The organism is Pantoea sp. S61, assembly GCF_016625145.1.
GTDB classification, from domain to species: domain Bacteria; phylum Pseudomonadota; class Gammaproteobacteria; order Enterobacterales; family Enterobacteriaceae; genus Pantoea; species Pantoea rwandensis_B.
Genome location: NZ_JACVUO010000007.1, coordinates 36,939 through 56,501, shown reverse-complemented (window position 1 = coordinate 56,501; position 19,563 = coordinate 36,939). Strand labels below are relative to the sequence as shown.

The following is a 19,563-nucleotide window of genomic DNA, read 5'->3' as shown; positions in this document are numbered from 1 at the left end:
GAATATTGTGCAGTGCTGGTCACTGCCGATGACGCCGTGAAAAGTCACTCGCTGGTTCGCCAATAATGACATCCGAAAAATCGATGACGCTGACAGACAGTTTTTCGTGCTAGCTTAACCTGTTGCTTTGAACAGGAGGATGGCATGGCGAACCGGTCACTGAAGTGGATCAACAATCTGCGCTTAGCGGGCCAGCAGGGCTTGTGGCAAATGGAAATCAACGGTGGAAAAATTGCGGCGATACGTCCCCAGCCACCGCAAATCGTGGATCAGAGTGACGCACTGGACGCCGAAGGAGGGCTGGCGAGTGCGCCGTTTATCGAACCGCACATTCACCTCGACACCACGCAAACTGCCGGGCAGCCTGCCTGGAATCAGTCCGGCACCCTGTTTGAAGGTATTGAACGCTGGGCGGAGCGCAAAGCGCTGCTCAGCCATGACGATGTCAAACAGCGCGCACAGCAGACGCTGAAGTGGCAAATTGCCAACGGTATCCAGCATGTGCGTACCCACGTTGATGTTTCCGATCCCACTCTCACCGCGCTGAAAGCGATGCTGGAAGTGAAAGCGGAAATGGCGCCGTGGATCGATATTCAAATCGTGGCGTTTCCGCAGGAGGGAATTCTCTCCTATCCAAATGGTGAAGCACTGCTGGAAGAGGCATTGCGTCTCGGCGCCGATGTGGTGGGTGCCATCCCGCACTTCGAGTTCACACGCGAGTATGGCGTGGAATCGCTGCATAAAACCTTCGCGCTCGCCAACCGTTATGACCGCATGGTGGATGTACACTGTGATGAGATCGATGATGAGCAATCGCGCTTTGTCGAAACCGTCGCGGCGCTGGCGCATCGTGATGGCAATGGCGAACGCGTAACCGCCAGCCACACCACGGCGATGCACTCCTATAACAACGCCTACACCTCGCGATTATTCCGCTTGCTGAAGCTGTCGAAGATTCACTTTGTGGCTAATCCGCTGGTGAACATTCATTTGCAGGGACGTTTTGATAGCTTCCCCAAACGTCGCGGCATCACGCGAGTGAAAGAGTTGCTCGACGCCGACATCAACGTCTGTTTTGGCCATGATGATGTGTTTGATCCCTGGTATCCGCTCGGCACGGCCAGTATGCTGCAGGTGCTGCATATGGGATTACATGTCTGTCAGTTGATGGGCTACGAACAGATCGACAACGGCCTGAGTCTGATTACCACCAACAGCGCGAAAACGTTGCAATTGAAGGATTACGGTCTGGCGGTGGGTGACCATGCCAGTCTGATTATTCTGCCGGCTGAGAGTGGCTTTGATGCGGTACGCAGACAAGTGCCTGTGCGCTATTCGATACGGCAGGGAAGCGTGGTGGCGTCAACGCAGCCCGCGAGCAGTGAAATCTATTTGGGCGAGGCGGAAGCGGTGACATTCCGACGATAGTCGCTTAATAAAAAAGAGTGCGCATCACTGCGCACTCTCTTGCTACTGCACCAGGCAACGGAGGCAAACGTTCACCCCTGCACGTCACCGATTAGTGCGTAATATGACCGTGCTGGCGATGTTTGGTCACAAAGCCCAGCAGCACACACATCACAAACACCACGGCATACAAGCCATTCGCGGTAGAGAGTGCCGCATGTGCGCCGCCTTTTGCCACAATCGGGCCGGTGACCACAAAGGTCAGCATGGTGCCGACGGTGCCGCAGGTGAGGATAAAGTTCACCAGCTTCGGCGAAGAGACTTTGGTTTGCAGCGAACCGAGGGTGATGATGGTGGTGTAAATGGCGCTGGAGCTGAAGCCGAGAATCATGATGATCCAGTGCAGCATGCTGGCGTCGTTTGTGGTGACAAACCAGTACATCAGGCCCGTCGCTAATGCGGCCAGCACCATCAGGATGCGCTGTAGATCGAAGAAGCGCAGCAGGAAGCTGAACACCCACATGCCGACCATGTACGCGGTCCAGAAGTTACCCACCAACTGACCGGCTGCCGCAATGTCCATACCCATCGATTTGGTCGCGTACTCTGGCACCCAGGAGATAAAGCCCAGCTGACCAAGGATGTAGCACAGCGCCGCGATCGACAGGAACAGCACGCCGATGCCCCATTTCTCTTTCTCGCCACCTTGTACGGCAGCTTCGCTTTTCAGTTCCGGGAATTCCACCATCAACGTCAGAACGAAGATGGCGATGTAAATGACGCCGATGCAGGCATATACCCAGTACCATGGCAGCATGCGCGCTAGTAACACACCGGCGATAATCGGGAAAATGGTACCGGCCATGCTGAAGAAGGAGTCGGTAAACAGCAGGCGGGAGCCACGCTGACGGCCATCGTACAGATGGGTAATCAGGAAGGTACCGATCGACATGGTGATACCGCTGACCACACCGAGCACAAACATGCACAGTGAGAAGATGGTCAGGTTATGGCTGGTCATCAGGCCTGCCACCGCGAGGATCATCAGCACAAAGCCAAAAATCAGCTGGCGTTTCAACGGCACAATCACCATCAGCCAGGCGTTAAGGAATACCGCGACCAGGATACCGGCATTCAGGAAGGTGAAAGTGTTGCTCATTTCTGAGATGGGCAACTGGAAGTATTGGGCAATATTATCCAGTACCATACCGGTAACGATCACCAGCGCGCCGGTGAGCGCGTAGGAGAAAAAGCTGATCCAGGTAAGGCCAATGCGATTACGGTTTGTCATGTTCTGAACCTGTGATGCGCCGGGATTGGCAAAAAGTGTCATGAATTGTAAATGCAACTGTGATCTTAATAAACAACGAGTGTAACGAGCGGGAAATATTTCATTAATAGTGTGATTTTCATCACGCAAATGATTGCGTGCCCAAAAAAGTATGACAATCGCAACATCAGCGTAAATATCGGTAAAACGCTGGCTCTTATATAACTTGCTCTTTACAATCGATCTCGTTTTTGAGCTTGCACTTCATGGTAAGGAATCTTTCATGTTTAAACGTACTTTGACAGCGGCAGTCGCCCTGTTAGCGCTCTCTTCTGTATCCGCTTCGGCTCTGGCCGCTAAAGGGGATACTCATGTGCTGCTCACCACCTCTGCGGGCAATATCGAACTCGAACTGAACAACCAGAAAGCCCCGGTTTCGGTGAAAAACTTTGTCGACTACGTCAACAACGGTTTCTACAACAACACGATTTTCCATCGCGTGATTCCTGGCTTTATGATCCAGGGCGGCGGTTTCACCACGGATATGCAGCAGAAGCAGACCGTGGCACCGATTAAGAACGAAGCCGACAACGGCTTGCGTAACCTGCGTGGCACCATCTCGATGGCGCGTACTGCTGATAAAGACAGTGCGACCAGCCAGTTCTTCCTCAACGTCGCGGATAACGCGTTCCTCGATCACGGCCAACGTGACTTCGGTTACGCGGTATTTGGTAAAGTTGTGAAAGGCCAGGACGTGATCGACAAGATTGCTCAGGTGCCAACCAAGGATGTCGGCCCGTACCAAAATGTGCCGTCAAAACCGGTTGTTATCCTTTCTGCGAAAGTCCTGCCTTAATGATTTAACGCGCCGGCGATCGTCGGCGCGTTCTGCTGCTCTCCAGCAAAGCTAAAATTAGCTCTTATACTTAGGGCAAATTGCTTGTTGGAGGCGCCATGACCAGCCAACTCACCGAAAAACAGAAAGCCACCCTGTGGCAACAGCGCCGCATGGCCAGTTATCAGGCCAGTTGCCGTCTTGCAGGCTACGTACTCAGCGATATGACGGCTGAGCAACATGAAGAGCGACTTGAGTCACTGAGGAGGCAATATGGCGGATAACACGCTGGCCGTGCGCGACCCTTATGTCTGGCACAATGATACGGTGCTGAAAAACCGCCTTGATATTCATGATGACGTGCAGTTGCGTAAAGCCGAACTGGCTTTCAGTGCCGCCCGGCTAGCCACGCTGGAACTCGGCCCGCGCAGCACCGGCATGCCATGGCTATGCCATATTCATCGCACGCTGTTTCAGGATCTCTACAATTGGGCAGGGGAGTTACGCAGCATCGATATCTGGCGTGATGAGACACCCTATTGCCACTGCGAATATATTGAGAAAGAGGGCAACGCGCTGATGAGCGCGCTGGAAGATGAACATCAACTGACAAACCTGACGCAGGATGAGTTTGTTGCGCGGCTTGCGCATTACTACTGTGAAATCTTCGTATTGCATCCGTTCCGCGCCGGCAACGGCCGCACGCAGCGCATTTTCTTTGAACAGCTGGCGCTGCACGCCGGTTATCTGCTGTCATGGGATAAGCTGGATCGAGAGGCGTGGCGTACCGCACTGTATGCTGGTGTATCGGGCGATCTGACGCCGCTGACGGCGCAGTTTGCAAAAGTGGTGAGCCCAGCCCGGTAAAATGCGTAGAATAGCGGCGGTTTGACTGGCCTGAGGGCACTATGCTGCTGTTAATTGATAACTACGACTCCTTCACCTGGAATCTCTACCAGTATTTCTGTGAGCTGGGAGCACAAGTCCGCGTGGTGCGTAACGATGCCATCACGCTGGCGGAGATGGAGACGCTGCCACTCACCCATTTGGTGATCTCCCCTGGCCCCTGCACGCCGGATCAGTCTGGTATCTCACTGGACGCCATCCGCCATTTTGCTGGGCGTTTGCCGGTTCTGGGTGTTTGCCTCGGCCATCAGGCGATTGCGCAAGCCTATGGCGCGCAGATAGTGCGCGCGCGGCAGGTGATGCACGGCAAAACTTCTGTTATCCAGCACACCAATCAGGGCGTTTTTCGCGACCTTAATAATCCGCTCACCGTTACGCGCTACCATTCACTCATTGTGGCGCGCGATACGCTACCTGCAGAATTCGACGTCACGGCCTGGAGCCTGCGTAACGGCGAGCCGGATGAGATCATGGGCTTCCGCCACCGTACGCTGCCCTTAGAAGGGGTGCAGTTCCATCCTGAGAGTATCCTCAGCGAGCAGGGCCATCAGCTGTTGGCTAATTTCCTCGACACGTAACTTATGTTTGCCTTCGTGTGATTTTTTATGCATATTTTGTGATTATAATTTCACTTCAGCTCAATAAATAACCCAATGAGGTCGGCAATGGCAGCGGAAAAACTAGCGGTAACCCGGGAAACGTTCGATAACGTGATTTTGCCTGTTTATGCACCTGCGCAGTTCGTGCCGGTGAAAGGCAAGGGCAGCCGAGTCTGGGATCAGCAGGGCAAAGAGTATATCGACTTCTCCGGCGGTATCGCGGTGACGGCTCTGGGTCATTGCCATCCGGCGCTGGTGGAAACGCTGAAAAGCCAGGGTGAAACCCTGTGGCATACCAGCAACGTGTTTACCAATGAACCGGCATTACGTCTGGCGAGCAAACTGATTGCCGCGACCTTTGCCGATCGCGTGTTCTTTGGTAATTCCGGTGCGGAAGCCAACGAAGCCGCCTTCAAGCTGGCACGTTACTACGCCTGCAAAAAACACAGCCCGTTCAAAAGCAAAATCATCGCCTTCCACAATGCGTTCCACGGTCGTACCTTGTTTACCGTTTCTGTTGGCGGCCAGCCGAAATACTCCGACGGCTTTGGTCCAAAGCCGGCAGATATCGTACATGTGCCGTTTAACGATCTGGATGCGGTGAAAGCGGTGATGGATGACCACACCTGCGCGATTGTCGTGGAGCCGATTCAGGGTGAAGGCGGCGTGGTGGCTGCGACGCAGGAATTTATGCAGGGTCTGCGTGCGCTGTGCGATGAGCATAAAGCGCTGCTGGTGCTGGATGAAGTACAGAGCGGCATGGGTCGTAGCGGTAAGCTGTTCAGCTACGAACATTACGGCATCAAGCCAGACATCATCACCACCGCGAAAGCGCTGGGCGGCGGTTTCCCGGTGAGCGCGATGCTAACCACCAATGAAATCGCGTCGGTGATGGCTCCGGGCGTGCACGGCACCACCTATGGCGGCAACCCGCTGGCCTGTGCGATTGCTGAAACCGCGCTGGATATCATCAACACCCCAGAAGTGCTGGGTGGCGTAGAGGCCCGTCGTCAGCAGTTCGTGGATGCACTGCAGGCGATCGACAGCAAATACGATCTGTTCAGTGAGATTCGCGGCAAAGGTTTACTGATTGGCGCAGCGCTGAAGCCACAACACGCCAGTAAAGCGCGCGATATCCTCAATGCCTCAGCAGCAGAAGGGGTGATGGTTCTGACCGCGGGCACTGATGTGATGCGTTTTGTGCCGTCACTGGTGATCGAGCCGACTGACATCGAAGAAGGCATGGCGCGTTTCGCCAAAGCGATTGAGAAAGTGCTGGCGGCGTAATCAGCCCTTCGGACGTAACACTTTCAGCCAGCGGCCGTGATGCGGTCGCTGGCTCCACGCCAGTGAAGAGATGGTGTGCATCACATTCAGGTGTTGCAGGATGCGCTTCACATGCTGCTCGACAATCGTTACCGGCCCTTCATTCATATTCTCCGGCGCTTCCAGAATATTGCTGTCATTGCCTGGCCCATCATACGCCAGCCGCTGCTGACAGCGCTGCAGCGCAATTTCACAGGATTGCAGATAGCGTTCCGCCAGCTTCGGCGTCAGCATGGTGTGCTCACGCGCCAGGATCGTCATCGCGTTGATGTGTTCCACAATGAACTGGCTGTGGGTCACCCACATGCGCATATCTTTCAGGTACTGCGCGTTGAAGCCCGGTTCGCTTGAGGCCTGATTCAGTGAGTTGAAGAGCGCATTGTGCGCCTGATTGACCTTCATGCGCTGATACGCCAGCTTTTCAGGAGACTGCTCCGGCCCCAGCAACATCCGCAAGGCTTCCTGATAAGCCTCCAGCGCATCATGCGCGTTGCTGCGCAGTAATCCGCTCTGCCACTGTGGCCACAGCCAGATCATACCGGCAAAGGCGATCAGGCAGCCCATCAGGGTATCCATCATGCGCGGCAGCAGAAACTGCGCCCCGTTCAGCGACAACAGCTGAAGTGAATACACCGCCGTCACGGTGAAGCCAATCATCGACCAGCCGTAATACTTGCGCGTGACCAGGTAGCTGGCGAGGGTGATGGCCAGCATGAACAGTAGGGTGATCGATTCGGGGACGTCGAGCTGTAGCGATCCTGCGGCGATCAGCAATCCGGCAAAGGTGCCCAGCGCACGGTGCTGGATACGCACCCGTGTCGCGCTGTAGCCATTCTGGCTGACAAACATGATGGTCATCAGAATCCAGTAAGGCTTGGGGATATTGAAGAACAGCGCCAGCGCGCTGCCGAACATCAGCATCACCGAGATACGCGCGGCGGTGCGCAATGCGGCGGACTTGAGCGACAGGTAGCTGCGCAGCGCCGGGAACAGCGGCAGGCGACGCTGGCGATCCGCCATCAAGTCTCGGGTGTATAACGGCTTTTGCGTGCGCAACACGCGGGCGATGCGGCTAAAGTGGTAGTAGCAGAAGTTGCCCACCGGGTTATCAGGATGCTGGCGCGCGATTTTTTCCAGCGCACCCAGTTGCTTCTCCATGTGGAAGCGATCGGGCAACTGATGATAGAGAATGGCATCGGCCAACAGGCGCAGGCGCGCAGAGATGGTTTTGGCATTCCAGCGGATCACCGCTTCAGCGTGACTCTGCTCGACCAGCTTTTGCACTTCTTCCGGCTGATGCAGGCTCACCGAGATGTGCTCCTGCAAATCAAGCGCCACCTGGAAAGCCCGCGTCAGGCGCTTGTGGCTGTTATCGCGGCTGGCAGAGAGCATGTGCATCTGCTGATAGCAGGTGGTGATCAGGTCAACGGCTTTTTGCTGACGTGCCAGCAACGGCGGCAGCGCTTTCTCGGGATCGGTAAGCTGCGTCAACAGGGTGTATTTGGCATCGCAATAATCTGCCAGTTCCCGATACAGCAGGCTGAGGGTTTCGCGCATTGGCTGCTCTTTCCACAGCCAGAACCAGAACCAGTTAAACAGGCCGTACCACAGCGTGCCACCAATATACAGCAGAGGCGGCACCCACATGGGCATGCGGCCCACCAGGCTGAGGCTGAAGATGGCAGCAATGAGCGTAGCGGGCAGTAAGCGGCCGTGCAGCGGGCTGATTTCGCCGGTCACGCCAATCAACAGCGGCAGCACAAACAGGATCAGCGGTAACGGAATGGCGTCACTTGTAAGAAATTGGATCAGGAAACTGGCGGTAGCAAACAGTGAGCCGCCCACAATCAGGCGTTTAAAGAAGCGCTTATGTGGTGTATCGAGACCCGCCATGTTGCAGCAGGCAGGAACTAATGAGAACAGCAGGCCTTTTTGCAGATCGCCAAACAGCCAGCCTAGTGCCACAGGCAGGCACAGCACCAGCGTTTGCCGCAGTGCGTAGTTGACCTCAGGATGATAGATGATTCGGCGCCACATCAGCTCATCGCAAACAAAAACGGCGCGATGTTGCCATCACGCCGTGGGTGATAAGAAATTAGCGGGTGCCGTAGACGACGATGGTTTTACCGTGTGCGGAGATCAGGTTCTGATCTTCCAGCATTTTCAGGATACGACCCACGGTTTCGCGTGAGCAACCCACGATCTGACCAATCTCCTGACGGGTTATTTTGATTTGCATCCCGTCGGGGTGCGTCATCGCATCGGGTTGTTTCGCCAGATTAAGCAGTGTTTGCGCGATACGGCCCGTCACATCGAGGAAGGCAAGGTTGCCCACTTTCTCGGAGGTGACTTGCAGACGACGCGCCATCTGCGACGAAAGTCGCATTAAAATATCCGGGTTTACCTGAATCAGCTGACGGAATTTTTTGTAAGAAATTTCAGCCACTTCGCAGGCAGTCTTAGCACGTACCCAGGCACTACGTTCCTGGCCTTCTTCAAACAGGCCGAGTTCGCCGATGAAGTCTCCCTGATTGAGGTAGGAGAGGATCATCTCTTTGCCTTCTTCATCTTTGATCAGAACCGCAACGGAACCTTTCACGATGTAGTACAGCGTTTCCGCTTTCTCACCCTGATGGATGAGCGTGCTTTTGGACGGATATTTGTGAATATGGCAATGGGACAGGAACCATTCGAGTGTAGGGTCTGTTTGCGGTTTGCCGAGAACCATTCGCTATTATCCTCTGTTGTAATCGTGCCCAAAATACAGGGGGCAGTTTTCCCTGTCAGGCGGTGTAATCGTCGAGCGTTTCCAGTAAAGGAAAATTATTTCCGGGTGATTCTTAAGCTACGCTTTTGATTCTTCCCGCCTTCGTCTGTGATGACGAAAATATTTTCAGCACTGTTTGTAGCACAGCTTTTGCAAGCTGTCTTCTGTTGTCTCGCTTCAGCAACAGGCGGAAGAGTCTGGATTGCTGTTTATCAAGTGAAAGCGTACTCTGGCGGCAAAACCGCCACTTCAGGAGAAAGAATAATGCAGGCACGAGTGAAATGGGTGGAAGGGCTGACCTTTCTCGGAGAATCCTCATCTGGCCATCAGGTATTAATGGACGGTAACTCGGGTGACAAAGCGCCAAGCCCGATGGAGATGGTTTTGATGGCAGCAGGCGGCTGTAGCGCGATTGACGTGGTATCGATCCTGCAGAAAGGCCGAAATGATGTGGCTGACTGCGAGGTGAAACTCACCTCCGAGCGCCGTGAAGAAGCGCCACGTATTTTTACGCACATCAACCTGCATTTTATCGTTAGCGGCACCGCGCTAAGCGATAAAGCGGTGGCGCGGGCTGTCGATCTGTCGGCGGAGAAGTATTGCTCGGTGGCGATCATGCTCGGCAATAGTGTGAAAATGACGCACAGTTACGAAGTGATTGAGCGATAACATAAGCGGGCGGCCAAACGGCCGCCGCTACAGAATTTCTGGATTATTCAATCCGTTTACCTTCAATCAGCCGCTGCACCAGTGGCGTCATGATTAACTCCATTGCCAGCCCCATTTTGCCGCCCGGCACCACTAGCGTGTTCATATGTGAAATGAACGAGCCCTGGATCATCGCCAGCAGGTAAGGGTAAGCAATGCCTTCCAGCCCACGGAAGTGAATTACCACAAAACTTTCATCGAGTGACGGAATTTCACGTGCGGCAAAGGGGTTTGACGTATCCACCGTTGGCACACGCTGGAAGTTGATGTGGGTGCGCGAGAACTGCGGCGTGATGAAGTTGATATAATCCTCCATCGAACGCACCACTGAATCCATCACCGCTTCACGGGAATGGCCGCGCTCACTGGTGTCGCGCACCAGCTTTTGAATCCACTCCAGATTGACAATCGGCACCACGCCGACCAGCAAATCGACATGCTCGGCGACGTTGTGCTGCTGTGTTACCACGCCACCGTGTAATCCTTCATAGAACAGCACGTCAGTGTTTTCCGGCAGCGGCTGCCAGGGCGTAAAGGTGCCCGGCACCTGATTCCACGGCACCGCTTCGTCGTAGGTGTGCAGATATTTGCGCGACTCACCCAACCCGGTTTTTCCGTAATGCTTAAACGTCTGTTCCAGCAGCCCGAAGTCATTGGCTTCCGGGCCGAAGTAACTGATATGGCGGCCCAGATCGCGTGCCTTACGGATCGCCATATCCATTTCTGGACGGGTATATCGGTGAAAACTGTCACCTTCCAATTCCGCAGCATGCAGATCCAGCTGCTGGAAAATCTTACGGAAGGCGAGGCTGGTGGTGGTGGTACCGGCACCGCTGGAACCGGTCACGGCAATGATTGGATGCCTGGCTGACATAACAGAACTCCCTGTGAAGTCGGGCGATGAGCATTGTTACCACGAATTACTGTGCGGTGCATTAACCGCGAAACTCGCCTTTCGGCATAATGTTGACGGATTCATGCAGTTCCGACCACACCAGCACAACGTCTCCGCGCTCCAGTTGGCGGCGCACGTCGGCGACTTTCTGTTCCAGGCTGCGCTCCTGCTCACCATAGTCGGTACCTTCGCGCAGCACGAAAGTTTCAATCAGGTTTTCCAGTGTTGCGACTTCAAGTTCTTGCCAGGGAATAATCACGATCACACATCCAGATAGGTTGAAAGCCAGTCAGGCACACGCTGTTCCAGCCACATTTTCGGCTTCATTAACGTACCGCCAACAAAGCCAACGTGACCGCCTTTTTGCGTCAGCTGATATTCAATCGAAGGCGACAGTTGCTCCGGCTGCGGGATCACCGCATCGGTCATAAAGGGATCGTCTTTGGCATGGATGATCAGCAGCGGCTTGCGCACGCCCGTGAGCAGCGGCATAGCGCTGGCACGTTGATAATAGTCGTTGGCATCCAGAAAACCGTGCGCCCGTGCAGTAATCGCATCATCAAACTCACGAATACGGCGAAATGCCCGCAGCTGGCTCAGTTCCACCGGCAGTGTGCCAGGCCAGGCCAGCAGTTTGCGCGTGGCGTTCTGTTTCAGCTTGGTCAGTAAATAGTGCTGATAGAAACGAGAGAAGCCGGCATCGAGCTTTTCACTGCAGGGTTCGAGCGCAAAGGGTGCCGAAATCGCGACGGCTGCATCCACAGGCACATCATTGCCCTGCATGCCCAATAAATAGGCCAGCATATTGCCACCGAGTGAAACGCCCACTGCTGCCGTTGGCACCGTGCCCCATTCGCGCTGCAGCCAGTGTAAGAAAAAGGTCGCATCTTCGGTTTCACCGGAATGATAAATGCGTTCCAGGCGATTAGGTTCGCCACTGCAGCCACGAAAGTGCATCACCACCGCCAGCCAGCCCCGCGCCTGACACGCTTGCATCAGACCATGGGCGTATGGGCTACGAAAGCTTCCTTCCAGGCCATGAAACATCACCATACGCGGCTTGTGGCGCGCCTGCGCGGGGTCTTCGCTCCAGGCGAGATCAACAAAATCGCCGTCAGGCAGATCAAGTCGCTGCCAGTGCGGACGCAGGGTTACGCGCCGACGCAGTATGCGCGGCAGCAGGGTTTGCAGATGCGCGTTACTGAATCCGCGCAGCGGAGTGAATCGCTCGCCGTTCAGGCGATCAAAATAGCTTGGGTAAAGGCTTGTCTGATGCATAACTCGCTGATAGCTTCGATGGGTTGTCCGCTTTACTGGGTGAGGAGCACCCGAATTTACATGGAACTGAGTCTTTTTTTATCAATGTTGGGTTTTCTTTGGGTCGCTGCCATCACGCCAGGGCCCAATAATATGTTACTTACCGCCTCAGGTGCTAATTTTGGCTTCCTGCGCACCATCCCGCTGCTCATTGGTATCATGATTGGTATGCAAGTCATGTTGCTGATGGTGGCATTTGGCATCGGCGGTTTGATCCTGCTTTATCCTTCACTGCATCTGGTGCTGAAGATTGCCGGTAGTCTCTATCTGTTGTGGCTGGCGTGGAAAATTGCTAGCGCAGAGTACGAGAAGCTGGAAACCGAAGACGCCACGGTGAAACAGATGCCGTTCTGGCAGGGTGGTCTGTTACAGCTGATCAACCCAAAAGCCTGGCTGATGGCGTTGGGCGCGGTGGCCAGCTTCAGCCTTGCAGGCGACGCGTATCTGCATTCCGTGATTGCGATCAGTATCGGCATGGCGCTGGTTAATGTGGTATCCGGTGTTATCTGGATGGGATTTGGTTCGCTGATTGGCCGATTGTTGCGCAGCCCGCGTGCGTGGAAAATCTTCAACCTGGCGATGGGTGCGCTCACGGCAGCCTGTGTACTGCTGATCTGGCGTTGAGTTAACTGGAGGCGCGTTCAACGCGCTTCCAGGGTAACACTTCACGCACCACTTCACTGTGCGGCTGGCGGATGCGGTTCAATAACAGCTGAACACTGCGTGCACCCAGTCGATTCATCGGTTGTTCGATGGTGGTCAGTGGTGGATTGAGGCTGCTGGTGAAGGGAATGCCATCGAATCCTACTACCGCCAAATCCTCTGGTACCCGCAATCCCGCTTCCAGCGCTGCATGGATCACGCCAACCGCCAGCACATCAGAAACCGCAAACACGGCGTCTGGTCGCTCCGGTCGCGCCAGCAGTTCACGCAGTGCGGCACTGCCCGCTTCACACGAAATGTTTTCCGCGTAAGCCACGCCACCCCAACTCAGTTCCAACTGCTCCAGCGCTTCGCGATAACCCGTTTCGCGCTGATGTGAATAGAGATAGCGCATATCACAATTCACCAGCGCGATACGTCGGCGGCCTTTGTTGGCCAGATAACGCACCGTTTCAAATGCGGCTTCTTTATTATCAATGGTGACACTAGAAGCGGGAATGGCTGGATCGTATTCGGCGCATTGCACCCAGGGGGCGTCACCAATCAAATCTTTTAACTGCTGCAAACAGGCGGCGGCATCCATAGTGATCACACCGTCAACCACTTTACCGCTTAATAACGCCAGATAAGCGGCTTCGCGCGGCAGCTGCGAGGCCGAATTGCACAACAGGATGTGATAACCCTGCGCTTCGGCTTCAGCTTCAATGCCTTGTACCACGCGTGAGCAGAAGGGATTAGTGATGTCTGATATTAACACCAGCAACATATGACTCTGGGCAGTACGCAGCTGGCGAGCCAGCAAATTGGGCTGATAGTCACAGTGATTGATGGCCGCCAATACTTTTTCTCGCGTATCTGTTCGCACGCCGGGATGCTGGTTCAACACCCGAGAAACCGTGGCTTTAGACACGCCAGCAAGACGGGCAACTTTTTCAATCGACATGGATTTCAGTACCGCCAGTAGAGGTGAAAAATCAGAAGCCTATCAATAGCACAGTCGTTATGTGAGCGCGTGACATATTTCCGTCTTTACGCGTTCTTTGCATTTGCATATTTCGCATATCCTTGCCCAATGTTGATCTAAGAACAGATTTTCATTAGGGATAATTTTTAATTCCTTTATGAAATTATAGCCGCTGGAGAAACTGCCATCACGACATAACATTGGGGTGAACGATGATGGCAGTAAAAAAAACAATAACGGCAGTGGCGGCAGCATTGGCCCTGATGGCGTTTCAGGTACAGGCGGTGAATGTCACCGTGGCGTATCAAACCTCGGCGGAACCGGCCAAAGTGGCGCAGGCCGATAACACCTTTGCCAAAGAGAGTGGCGCGACGGTGGACTGGCGCAAGTTTGATAGCGGTGCCAGCGTGCTGCGGGCATTGGCTTCCGGTGATGTGCAAATCGGTAATATCGGGTCCAGCCCGTTAGCCGTGGCGGCAACACAGCAGTTGCCCATCGAAGCTTTCTTACTGGCATCACAGCTTGGCAATTCCGAAGCGCTGGTGGTCAAAAAATCCATCACCCGTCCCAAGGATCTGATTGGCAAACGCATCGCCGTGCCTTTCATCTCCACCACCCATTACAGCCTGCTGTCAGCGCTCAAGCATTGGGGCATCAAGCCGTCGCAGGTGCAGTTAGTGAATCTGCAACCGCCTGCCATTATTGCGGCGTGGAAACGCGGTGATATTGACGGCGCGTACGTCTGGTCACCGGCGGTTAACGAGCTGGAAAAGGATGGCACGGTGTTAACCGACTCTTCTCAGGTGGGCAAATGGGGATCGCCAACGCTGGATGTGTGGGTGGTGCGCAAAGATTTCGCCCAGCAGCATCCTGAAATCGTCACTGCCTTTGCGCGCAGCGCGATTGAGGCACAGCAAGCCTACATTGCTAATCCAGAACAGTGGCTGAAGCAGCCCGACAATCTCAGCAAACTGGCGCGCCTGAGTGGCGTACCGGAAAGCGATGTGCCGGTGCTGGTCAAAGGCAATACCTACCTGACCGCACAGCAGCAGGTTGAACAGCTGGGCAAGCCAGTGAACAAAGCCATTGTTGATACCGCGCACTTCCTGAAAGAGCAGGGCAAAGTGCCGGACGCGGCTAATGATTACAGCAGCTTTGTCACCACGCAATTTGTTGCACCTTTAGCGAAATAACGGAGGCGCTATGCTCAGCATCACCAACCTGAATGCACGTTACGCCGGACAACCCGCGCTGCAGGATATCAATCTGCAACTGGATCAACGCGACCTGCTGGTGGTGCTGGGACCGTCTGGCTGTGGCAAAACCACCTTACTGAACTTGATCGCCGGATTCCTGCCGCTGGAGTCAGGCAGTATCACGCTTGATGGTAAAGCGGTAAATGGACCGGGCGCAGAACGCGGCGTGGTGTTTCAGAATGAAGGGCTACTGCCGTGGCGTAACGTGATCGATAACGTGGCGTTTGGCTTGCAGCTGGCGGGAATGGACAAGGCTGAACGCCACACCATTGCTCGCCGTTTAATCCGCAAAGTCGGACTGGAAGGGGCAGAAAAGCGTTATATCTGGCAGCTCTCTGGGGGTCAACGTCAGCGCGTGGGGATTGCGCGTGCGCTGGCGGCTGATCCTCAGTTGCTGCTTTTAGATGAGCCATTTGGTGCGCTGGATGCCTTTACACGCGAACAGATGCAAACCCTGCTGCTGACGCTGTGGCGCGATACCGGCAAACAAATTCTGCTGATTACCCACGATATTGAAGAAGCGGTGTTTCTTGCCAGCGAACTGGTGCTGTTATCACCGGGACCCGGCCGTGTGGTGGAGCGTATCAAACTCGATTTTGGTCAGCGGTTCGCTGCCGGTGAAGCGTGCCGCAGTATTAAATCCGACCCGGCCTTTATCGAGCGCCGTGAATATGTGCTGAATCAGGTCTTTTCTCAGCGGGAGGCGTTTGTATGAGTGCGGTGATTGATGAGAAAACCCAGACTCGCCGACGCACACTGCGCTGGCCGTTTTCCCCCCAGTTTTCATTGAGTCTACTGAGTGTCGCGTTGTTGCTGCTGGTGTGGTGGGGCGTCACAACGCTGGGTTTGGTGGCCCCTCTGTTTCTGCCGCCGCCACAGCAGGTGCTGCAAAAGCTGCTGCTGATTGCCAGCCCGCAAGGCTTTATGGATGCCACGTTATGGCAGCACCTGGGCGCCAGCCTGACGCGCATGCTGGTGGCGCTGTTCTTTGCCGCGCTGATTGGCATTCCCGTCGGCATTGCGATGGGCCTAAGCCCGGCGATTCGGGGGCTGCTCGATCCACTGATTGAACTCTATCGCCCGGTGCCGCCGCTCGCTTATTTGCCGCTGATGGTGATTTGGTTTGGTATCGGTGAGACCTCAAAAATTTTACTGATATATCTGGCGATCTTCGCGCCGGTGACGCTCTCGACGTTGGCGGGTGTGAAAAATGCTCAGCAGGTACGGATTCGGGCTGCACAAGCATTGGGCGCGTCGCGCTGGCAGCTGCTGCGCTTTGTCATCTTGCCGGGCGCCTTGCCGGAAATTCTCACGGGTTTGCGCATTGGCCTTGGCGTCGGCTGGTCAACGCTGGTGGCTGCCGAACTGATTGCCGCCACACGCGGACTGGGATTCATGGTGCAGTCAGCGGGCGAGTTCCTTGCCACTGATGTGGTACTGGCCGGAATCGCCGTGATTGCCTTGATCGCTTTTAGCTTAGAACTGGGTCTGCGCGCTTTGCAGCGCCGATTAACGCCCTGGAATGGAGAACAGCAATGAACGAACGTATCACTTTTACCGCGCTGGGCCCGCATATCGGTGCGCAGGTTAGCGATCTTGATCTCAGCCGCCCGTTAAGCGACGCGCAGTTTGAGCAGCTTTATCATGGTCTGCTGCGCCATCAGGTGTTGTTTCTGCGTAATCAGGTGATCACACCGGAACAGCATCGCGCTCTGGCGATCCGCTTCGGTGATCTGCACATCCATCCGGTGTATCCGCATGCCGAGGGGGTGGAAGAAATTATCGTGCTGGATACCCATCAGGATAATCCACCGGACAACGATAACTGGCACACCGATGTGACCTTTATTCAAACGCCGCCAGCGATTGCGATTTTAGCGTCGAAGCTGCTGCCGGACAGCGGTGGCGACACGCTGTGGTCCACGGGGATTGCGGCTTATGAAGCGCTGTCCGAGCCTTTCAAGCAGCTACTGAGTGGCTTACAGGCAGAACACGATTTCAAGAAGTCATTCCAGGAATACAAATACCGTAAGACTGAAGAGGAACATCAACGCTGGCAACAGGCCGTGGCGAAGCATCCGCCGGTGCACCATCCCGTCATTCGCACGCACCCGGTGAGCGGGCGTAAGGCGCTGTTTGTGAATGAAGGCTTTACGACGCGTTTACTGGGATTGCGTGAGAAGGAGAGCGAAGCACTGCTGAATTTCCTGTTCTGGCACACGGCAAAACCGGAGTTTCAGGTGCGCTGGCGCTGGCAGGAGAATGATGTGGCTATTTGGGATAACCGCGTCACGCAGCATTATGCCAATGCGGATTATTATCCGGCGCGTAGAGTGATGCATCGTGCAACCGTGCTGGGTGATGTGCCGTTCTAACTGGCTGATTCATATCCGTAGCGGCACTATTTATCGCGCGTGTCTAAAAAAATGCGCAATAAATTGCGCCGCTACGAAGTGTGCAAACATCCAGACAAGCGCACAAGATACAGCGATGAGAATCTAAACAGGACAGGAAAGCCCCGCCCGAAGAGCAAAGCGTCCGCCACATGGATGTGGCTGTCGATCAGCATGGATGCGTAATCCCTTTGCGATCGGGCGGGGCTTTTCTGGCCCTTACACCAAACCCGGCAGCAACATAAACAGCAACACAATTTACCAGGTTCGCAAAATGCTAACCCTACAGAATCAACCTAGCGGCTAGCCCGCCAGCATCTGCTCCAGCTGTTCTTGCGCATCCAGCCAGGCCATTTCAACGTCTTCCAGCGCCGATTTGCTTTCAGCCTGGCGTTGCAGCGCCGAAGTGAGGTCCGCTTTACGACTCTGATGGTAAATCGCACTGTCTGACAGCATCGCTTCCGCTTCGCTCAGTTGGCTCTGCCACTTCGCCATCTGCTTCTCTAACTTCTCGATCTCTTTACGCAACGGCTGGGTTTGCGCACGCAGTTCGGCATCGCGGCGTTTCTGATCTTTACGAGACTGGGCGCTGTTGGCGTTATCCTGCTTCGGTGCCGCATCCTGCTGGGCTTGCTGCTTTTGCAGATCGCTCAACCACTGCTGGTAATCATCGAGATCGCCTTCAAACACATCGACTTTGCGGTCATGCACCAGATAGAGATCGTCGGTGGTGGATCGTAGTAAATGACGGTCATGCGAAACCACAACCAGCGCGCCTTCGAAATCAATCAGCGCTTCGGTCAATGCCTGACGCATGTCGAGATCGAGGTGGTTAGTCGGTTCATCGAGTAGCAGCAGATTTGGACGTTGCCAGACGATCAGTGCCAGCACCAGCCGCGCTTTTTCACCGCCGGAGAAACGTTCGGTGATTTCACTGACTTTATCCCCCTGGAAACCGAAGCCGCCGAGATAATCACGCAGCTGTTGTTCCAGCGTTTGTGGCGCAATGCGGGCCAGATGCTGCAATGGCGATTCATCGGCGCGCAGGTATTCAAGTTGATGCTGAGCGAAGTAGCCAAGCTTGATGCCTTTTGCCAGGCCAACTTTGCCATCCAGCGCTTCAATCTCGCCGGCCAGCAGTTTGATCAGCGTTGATTTACCCGCACCGTTACGGCCGAGCAGACCGATGCGTGAACCCGGCACCAGATTCAGTTTGATGGCATCAAGAATGATGCGTTCGCCGTAACCCGCCGTGACTTTCTCCATTTTCAGTAAGGGATTCGGCAGGCTTTCTGGTGCGCGGAAGCTGAAGCTGAACGGGTTATCGACGTGAGCCGGCGCAATTAACTCCATGCGCTCCAGCATCTTGATACGGCTCTGCGCCTGTTTGGCTTTAGTGGCCTGGGCGCGGAAGCGATCGATGTACTTTTGCAGGTGCTGGACTTTTTCCTGCTGGCTCTGGAACAACGCCTGCTGCTGCGCCAGTTTGGCGACGCGCTGGCGCTCGAACGAGCTGTAGTTGCCGGTGTATTCGAACATCGTCTGCTGTTCGATATGAATGATTTTATCCACCACCGGATCAAGGAAGTCACGGTCATGCGAGATGAGGATCAGCGTGCCTTCATAGCTTTTCAGCCAGCGCTCTAGCCAGATAACGGCGTCAAGATCGAGGTGGTTAGTCGGTTCATCAAGTAGCAGCAGATCGGAGCGGCACACCAGCGCTTGCGCAAGGTTAAGGCGCATACGCCAGCCGCCGGAGAAATCACTCACCGGCCGCATTAATTGTTCCTGGCTAAAGCCCAATCCGTGCAGCAGGCTGGAGGCGCGAGCATGTATGCTCCACGCCTGAATCGCATCCAGCTTGCCATGCAGCAGGGCGATGGCGTTGCCGTCATCCCTGGCGTTGGCATCAGCTAATTCGGATTCAAGCTGACGATATTCGCGGTCGCCGTCGATAACATATTCCAGCGCGGCTTTACTGAGGGCCGGCGTTTCCTGGTTCACCCATGCCAGCGCCCAGTTACCTGGGAAAGTGAAATTGCCTGCATCACTGCTAATTTCGCCCTTCAGTAGCGACAGCAGCGTGGATTTTCCACAGCCGTTCTTACCCACCAAACCGACTTTTTGGCCGGGATTAATGGTGGCTGTTGCGTTGTCCAGCAGCACGTTGGTGCCGCGGCGTATTTGTAATGCGGAAAAGACAATCATAAGCGCCGTATCGTCAGAATATGTTAATTTATCGGCAACATAATTCAAT

20 protein-coding genes are annotated in these 19,563 nt (G+C 54.8%); 12 read left to right on the top strand and 8 right to left on the bottom strand.

The annotated features are described in order from the left end of the window. Nucleotides 1-144: 144 nt before the first annotated feature. Nucleotides 145-1,428, top strand: coding sequence for a cytosine deaminase (locus IAE30_RS15060; protein WP_200680285.1), 1,284 nt, complete (start codon nucleotides 145-147; stop codon nucleotides 1,426-1,428). A 91-nt stretch (nucleotides 1,429-1,519) separates the two neighbouring features. Here the strand turns inward: IAE30_RS15060 and tsgA are convergent, their stop codons facing one another. Continuing rightward, nucleotides 1,520-2,698, bottom strand: coding sequence for an MFS transporter TsgA (tsgA, locus tag IAE30_RS15055; RefSeq protein WP_045814054.1), 1,179 nt, complete (start codon nucleotides 2,696-2,698; stop codon nucleotides 1,520-1,522). 262 nt (nucleotides 2,699-2,960) lie between these two features. On the opposite strand from tsgA, the gene ppiA reads away from it, so the two are divergent. From ppiA to IAE30_RS15030, 5 genes are all read left to right on the top strand, one after another. Next, nucleotides 2,961-3,533, top strand: a complete 573-nt coding sequence (gene ppiA / locus IAE30_RS15050) for a peptidylprolyl isomerase A (protein WP_038644294.1) — start codon at nucleotides 2,961-2,963, stop codon at nucleotides 3,531-3,533. A gap of 98 nt (nucleotides 3,534-3,631) precedes the next feature. Continuing rightward, complete coding sequence (locus IAE30_RS15045) at nucleotides 3,632-3,796, top strand: YhfG family protein (RefSeq protein ID WP_071845582.1); 165 nt, start codon at nucleotides 3,632-3,634, stop codon at nucleotides 3,794-3,796. Further along, a complete protein-coding gene (locus IAE30_RS15040) occupies nucleotides 3,786-4,379 on the top strand; it encodes a putative adenosine monophosphate-protein transferase Fic (RefSeq protein ID WP_200680283.1) in 594 nt (197 codons plus the stop codon). The genes IAE30_RS15045 and IAE30_RS15040 overlap by 11 nt, the downstream gene beginning before the upstream one ends. A gap of 41 nt (nucleotides 4,380-4,420) precedes the next feature. After that, nucleotides 4,421-4,996: an aminodeoxychorismate synthase component II gene (locus IAE30_RS15035; RefSeq protein ID WP_038644298.1), complete on the top strand. Its 576-nt coding sequence runs from the start codon at nucleotides 4,421-4,423 to the stop codon at nucleotides 4,994-4,996. A gap of 87 nt (nucleotides 4,997-5,083) precedes the next feature. Then, nucleotides 5,084-6,304: an aspartate aminotransferase family protein gene (locus IAE30_RS15030; protein WP_038644299.1), complete on the top strand. Its 1,221-nt coding sequence runs from the start codon at nucleotides 5,084-5,086 to the stop codon at nucleotides 6,302-6,304. Here the strand turns inward: IAE30_RS15030 and IAE30_RS15025 are convergent, their stop codons facing one another. Together IAE30_RS15025 and crp are read right to left on the bottom strand one after the other, a co-directional pair. Then, entirely contained in the window at nucleotides 6,305-8,380 is a 2,076-nt protein-coding gene (locus IAE30_RS15025; RefSeq protein ID WP_038644300.1) for a YccS/YhfK family putative transporter, read from the bottom strand. Nucleotides 8,381-8,438: 58 nt separating this feature from the next. Continuing rightward, entirely contained in the window at nucleotides 8,439-9,071 is a 633-nt protein-coding gene (gene crp, locus IAE30_RS15020; RefSeq protein ID WP_000242758.1) for a cAMP-activated global transcriptional regulator CRP, read from the bottom strand. A 303-nt stretch (nucleotides 9,072-9,374) separates the two neighbouring features. Between crp and IAE30_RS15015 the strand changes: the two genes are divergently transcribed. Then, the gene (locus tag IAE30_RS15015) at nucleotides 9,375-9,779 is read left to right on the top strand and encodes an OsmC family protein (RefSeq protein ID WP_038644303.1); all 405 of its coding nucleotides are present in this window, start codon (nucleotides 9,375-9,377) and stop codon (nucleotides 9,777-9,779) included. Between the two features lie 43 nt (nucleotides 9,780-9,822). Here IAE30_RS15015 and IAE30_RS15010 read toward each other — a convergent pair whose 3' ends face one another. From IAE30_RS15010 to IAE30_RS15000, 3 genes are all read right to left on the bottom strand, one after another. Further along, nucleotides 9,823-10,692, bottom strand: coding sequence for a phosphoribulokinase (locus IAE30_RS15010; protein WP_038644305.1), 870 nt, complete (start codon nucleotides 10,690-10,692; stop codon nucleotides 9,823-9,825). A gap of 61 nt (nucleotides 10,693-10,753) precedes the next feature. Next, nucleotides 10,754-10,972, bottom strand: coding sequence for a YheU family protein (locus tag IAE30_RS15005; RefSeq protein ID WP_034820041.1), 219 nt, complete (start codon nucleotides 10,970-10,972; stop codon nucleotides 10,754-10,756). Between the two features lie 2 nt (nucleotides 10,973-10,974). Continuing rightward, complete coding sequence (locus IAE30_RS15000) at nucleotides 10,975-11,991, bottom strand: hydrolase (RefSeq protein WP_038644307.1); 1,017 nt, start codon at nucleotides 11,989-11,991, stop codon at nucleotides 10,975-10,977. A 60-nt stretch (nucleotides 11,992-12,051) separates the two neighbouring features. Here IAE30_RS15000 and IAE30_RS14995 point away from each other — a divergent pair, with 60 nt between their 5' ends. After that, entirely contained in the window at nucleotides 12,052-12,654 is a 603-nt protein-coding gene (locus IAE30_RS14995; protein WP_200680281.1) for a LysE family translocator, read from the top strand. 1 nt (nucleotide 12,655) lies between these two features. On the opposite strand, the gene IAE30_RS14990 is transcribed toward IAE30_RS14995, so the two are convergent. Beyond that, a complete protein-coding gene (locus tag IAE30_RS14990) occupies nucleotides 12,656-13,636 on the bottom strand; it encodes a LacI family DNA-binding transcriptional regulator (RefSeq protein ID WP_045833793.1) in 981 nt (326 codons plus the stop codon). A gap of 233 nt (nucleotides 13,637-13,869) precedes the next feature. On the opposite strand from IAE30_RS14990, the gene tauA reads away from it, so the two are divergent. Genes tauA through tauD form a run of 4 tightly spaced genes read left to right on the top strand, consistent with a single transcriptional unit; the run spans nucleotide 13,870 to nucleotide 17,288 of the window. After that, nucleotides 13,870-14,850: a taurine ABC transporter substrate-binding protein gene (gene tauA / locus IAE30_RS14985; protein WP_370585607.1), complete on the top strand. Its 981-nt coding sequence runs from the start codon at nucleotides 13,870-13,872 to the stop codon at nucleotides 14,848-14,850. Nucleotides 14,851-14,860: 10 nt separating this feature from the next. After that, nucleotides 14,861-15,628: a taurine ABC transporter ATP-binding subunit gene (gene tauB, locus IAE30_RS14980; RefSeq protein WP_038644313.1), complete on the top strand. Its 768-nt coding sequence runs from the start codon at nucleotides 14,861-14,863 to the stop codon at nucleotides 15,626-15,628. After that, complete coding sequence (tauC, locus tag IAE30_RS14975) at nucleotides 15,625-16,452, top strand: taurine ABC transporter permease TauC (RefSeq protein WP_038644315.1); 828 nt, start codon at nucleotides 15,625-15,627, stop codon at nucleotides 16,450-16,452. The genes tauB and tauC overlap by 4 nt, the downstream gene beginning before the upstream one ends. Beyond that, nucleotides 16,449-17,288: a taurine dioxygenase gene (gene tauD, locus IAE30_RS14970; RefSeq protein WP_038644316.1), complete on the top strand. Its 840-nt coding sequence runs from the start codon at nucleotides 16,449-16,451 to the stop codon at nucleotides 17,286-17,288. The genes tauC and tauD overlap by 4 nt, the downstream gene beginning before the upstream one ends. Nucleotides 17,289-17,609: 321 nt before the next feature. On the opposite strand, the gene IAE30_RS14965 is transcribed toward tauD, so the two are convergent. Continuing rightward, nucleotides 17,610-19,514, bottom strand: a complete 1,905-nt coding sequence (locus IAE30_RS14965; protein WP_038644318.1) for an ABC transporter ATP-binding protein — start codon at nucleotides 19,512-19,514, stop codon at nucleotides 17,610-17,612. Nucleotides 19,515-19,563 lie beyond the last annotated feature (49 nt).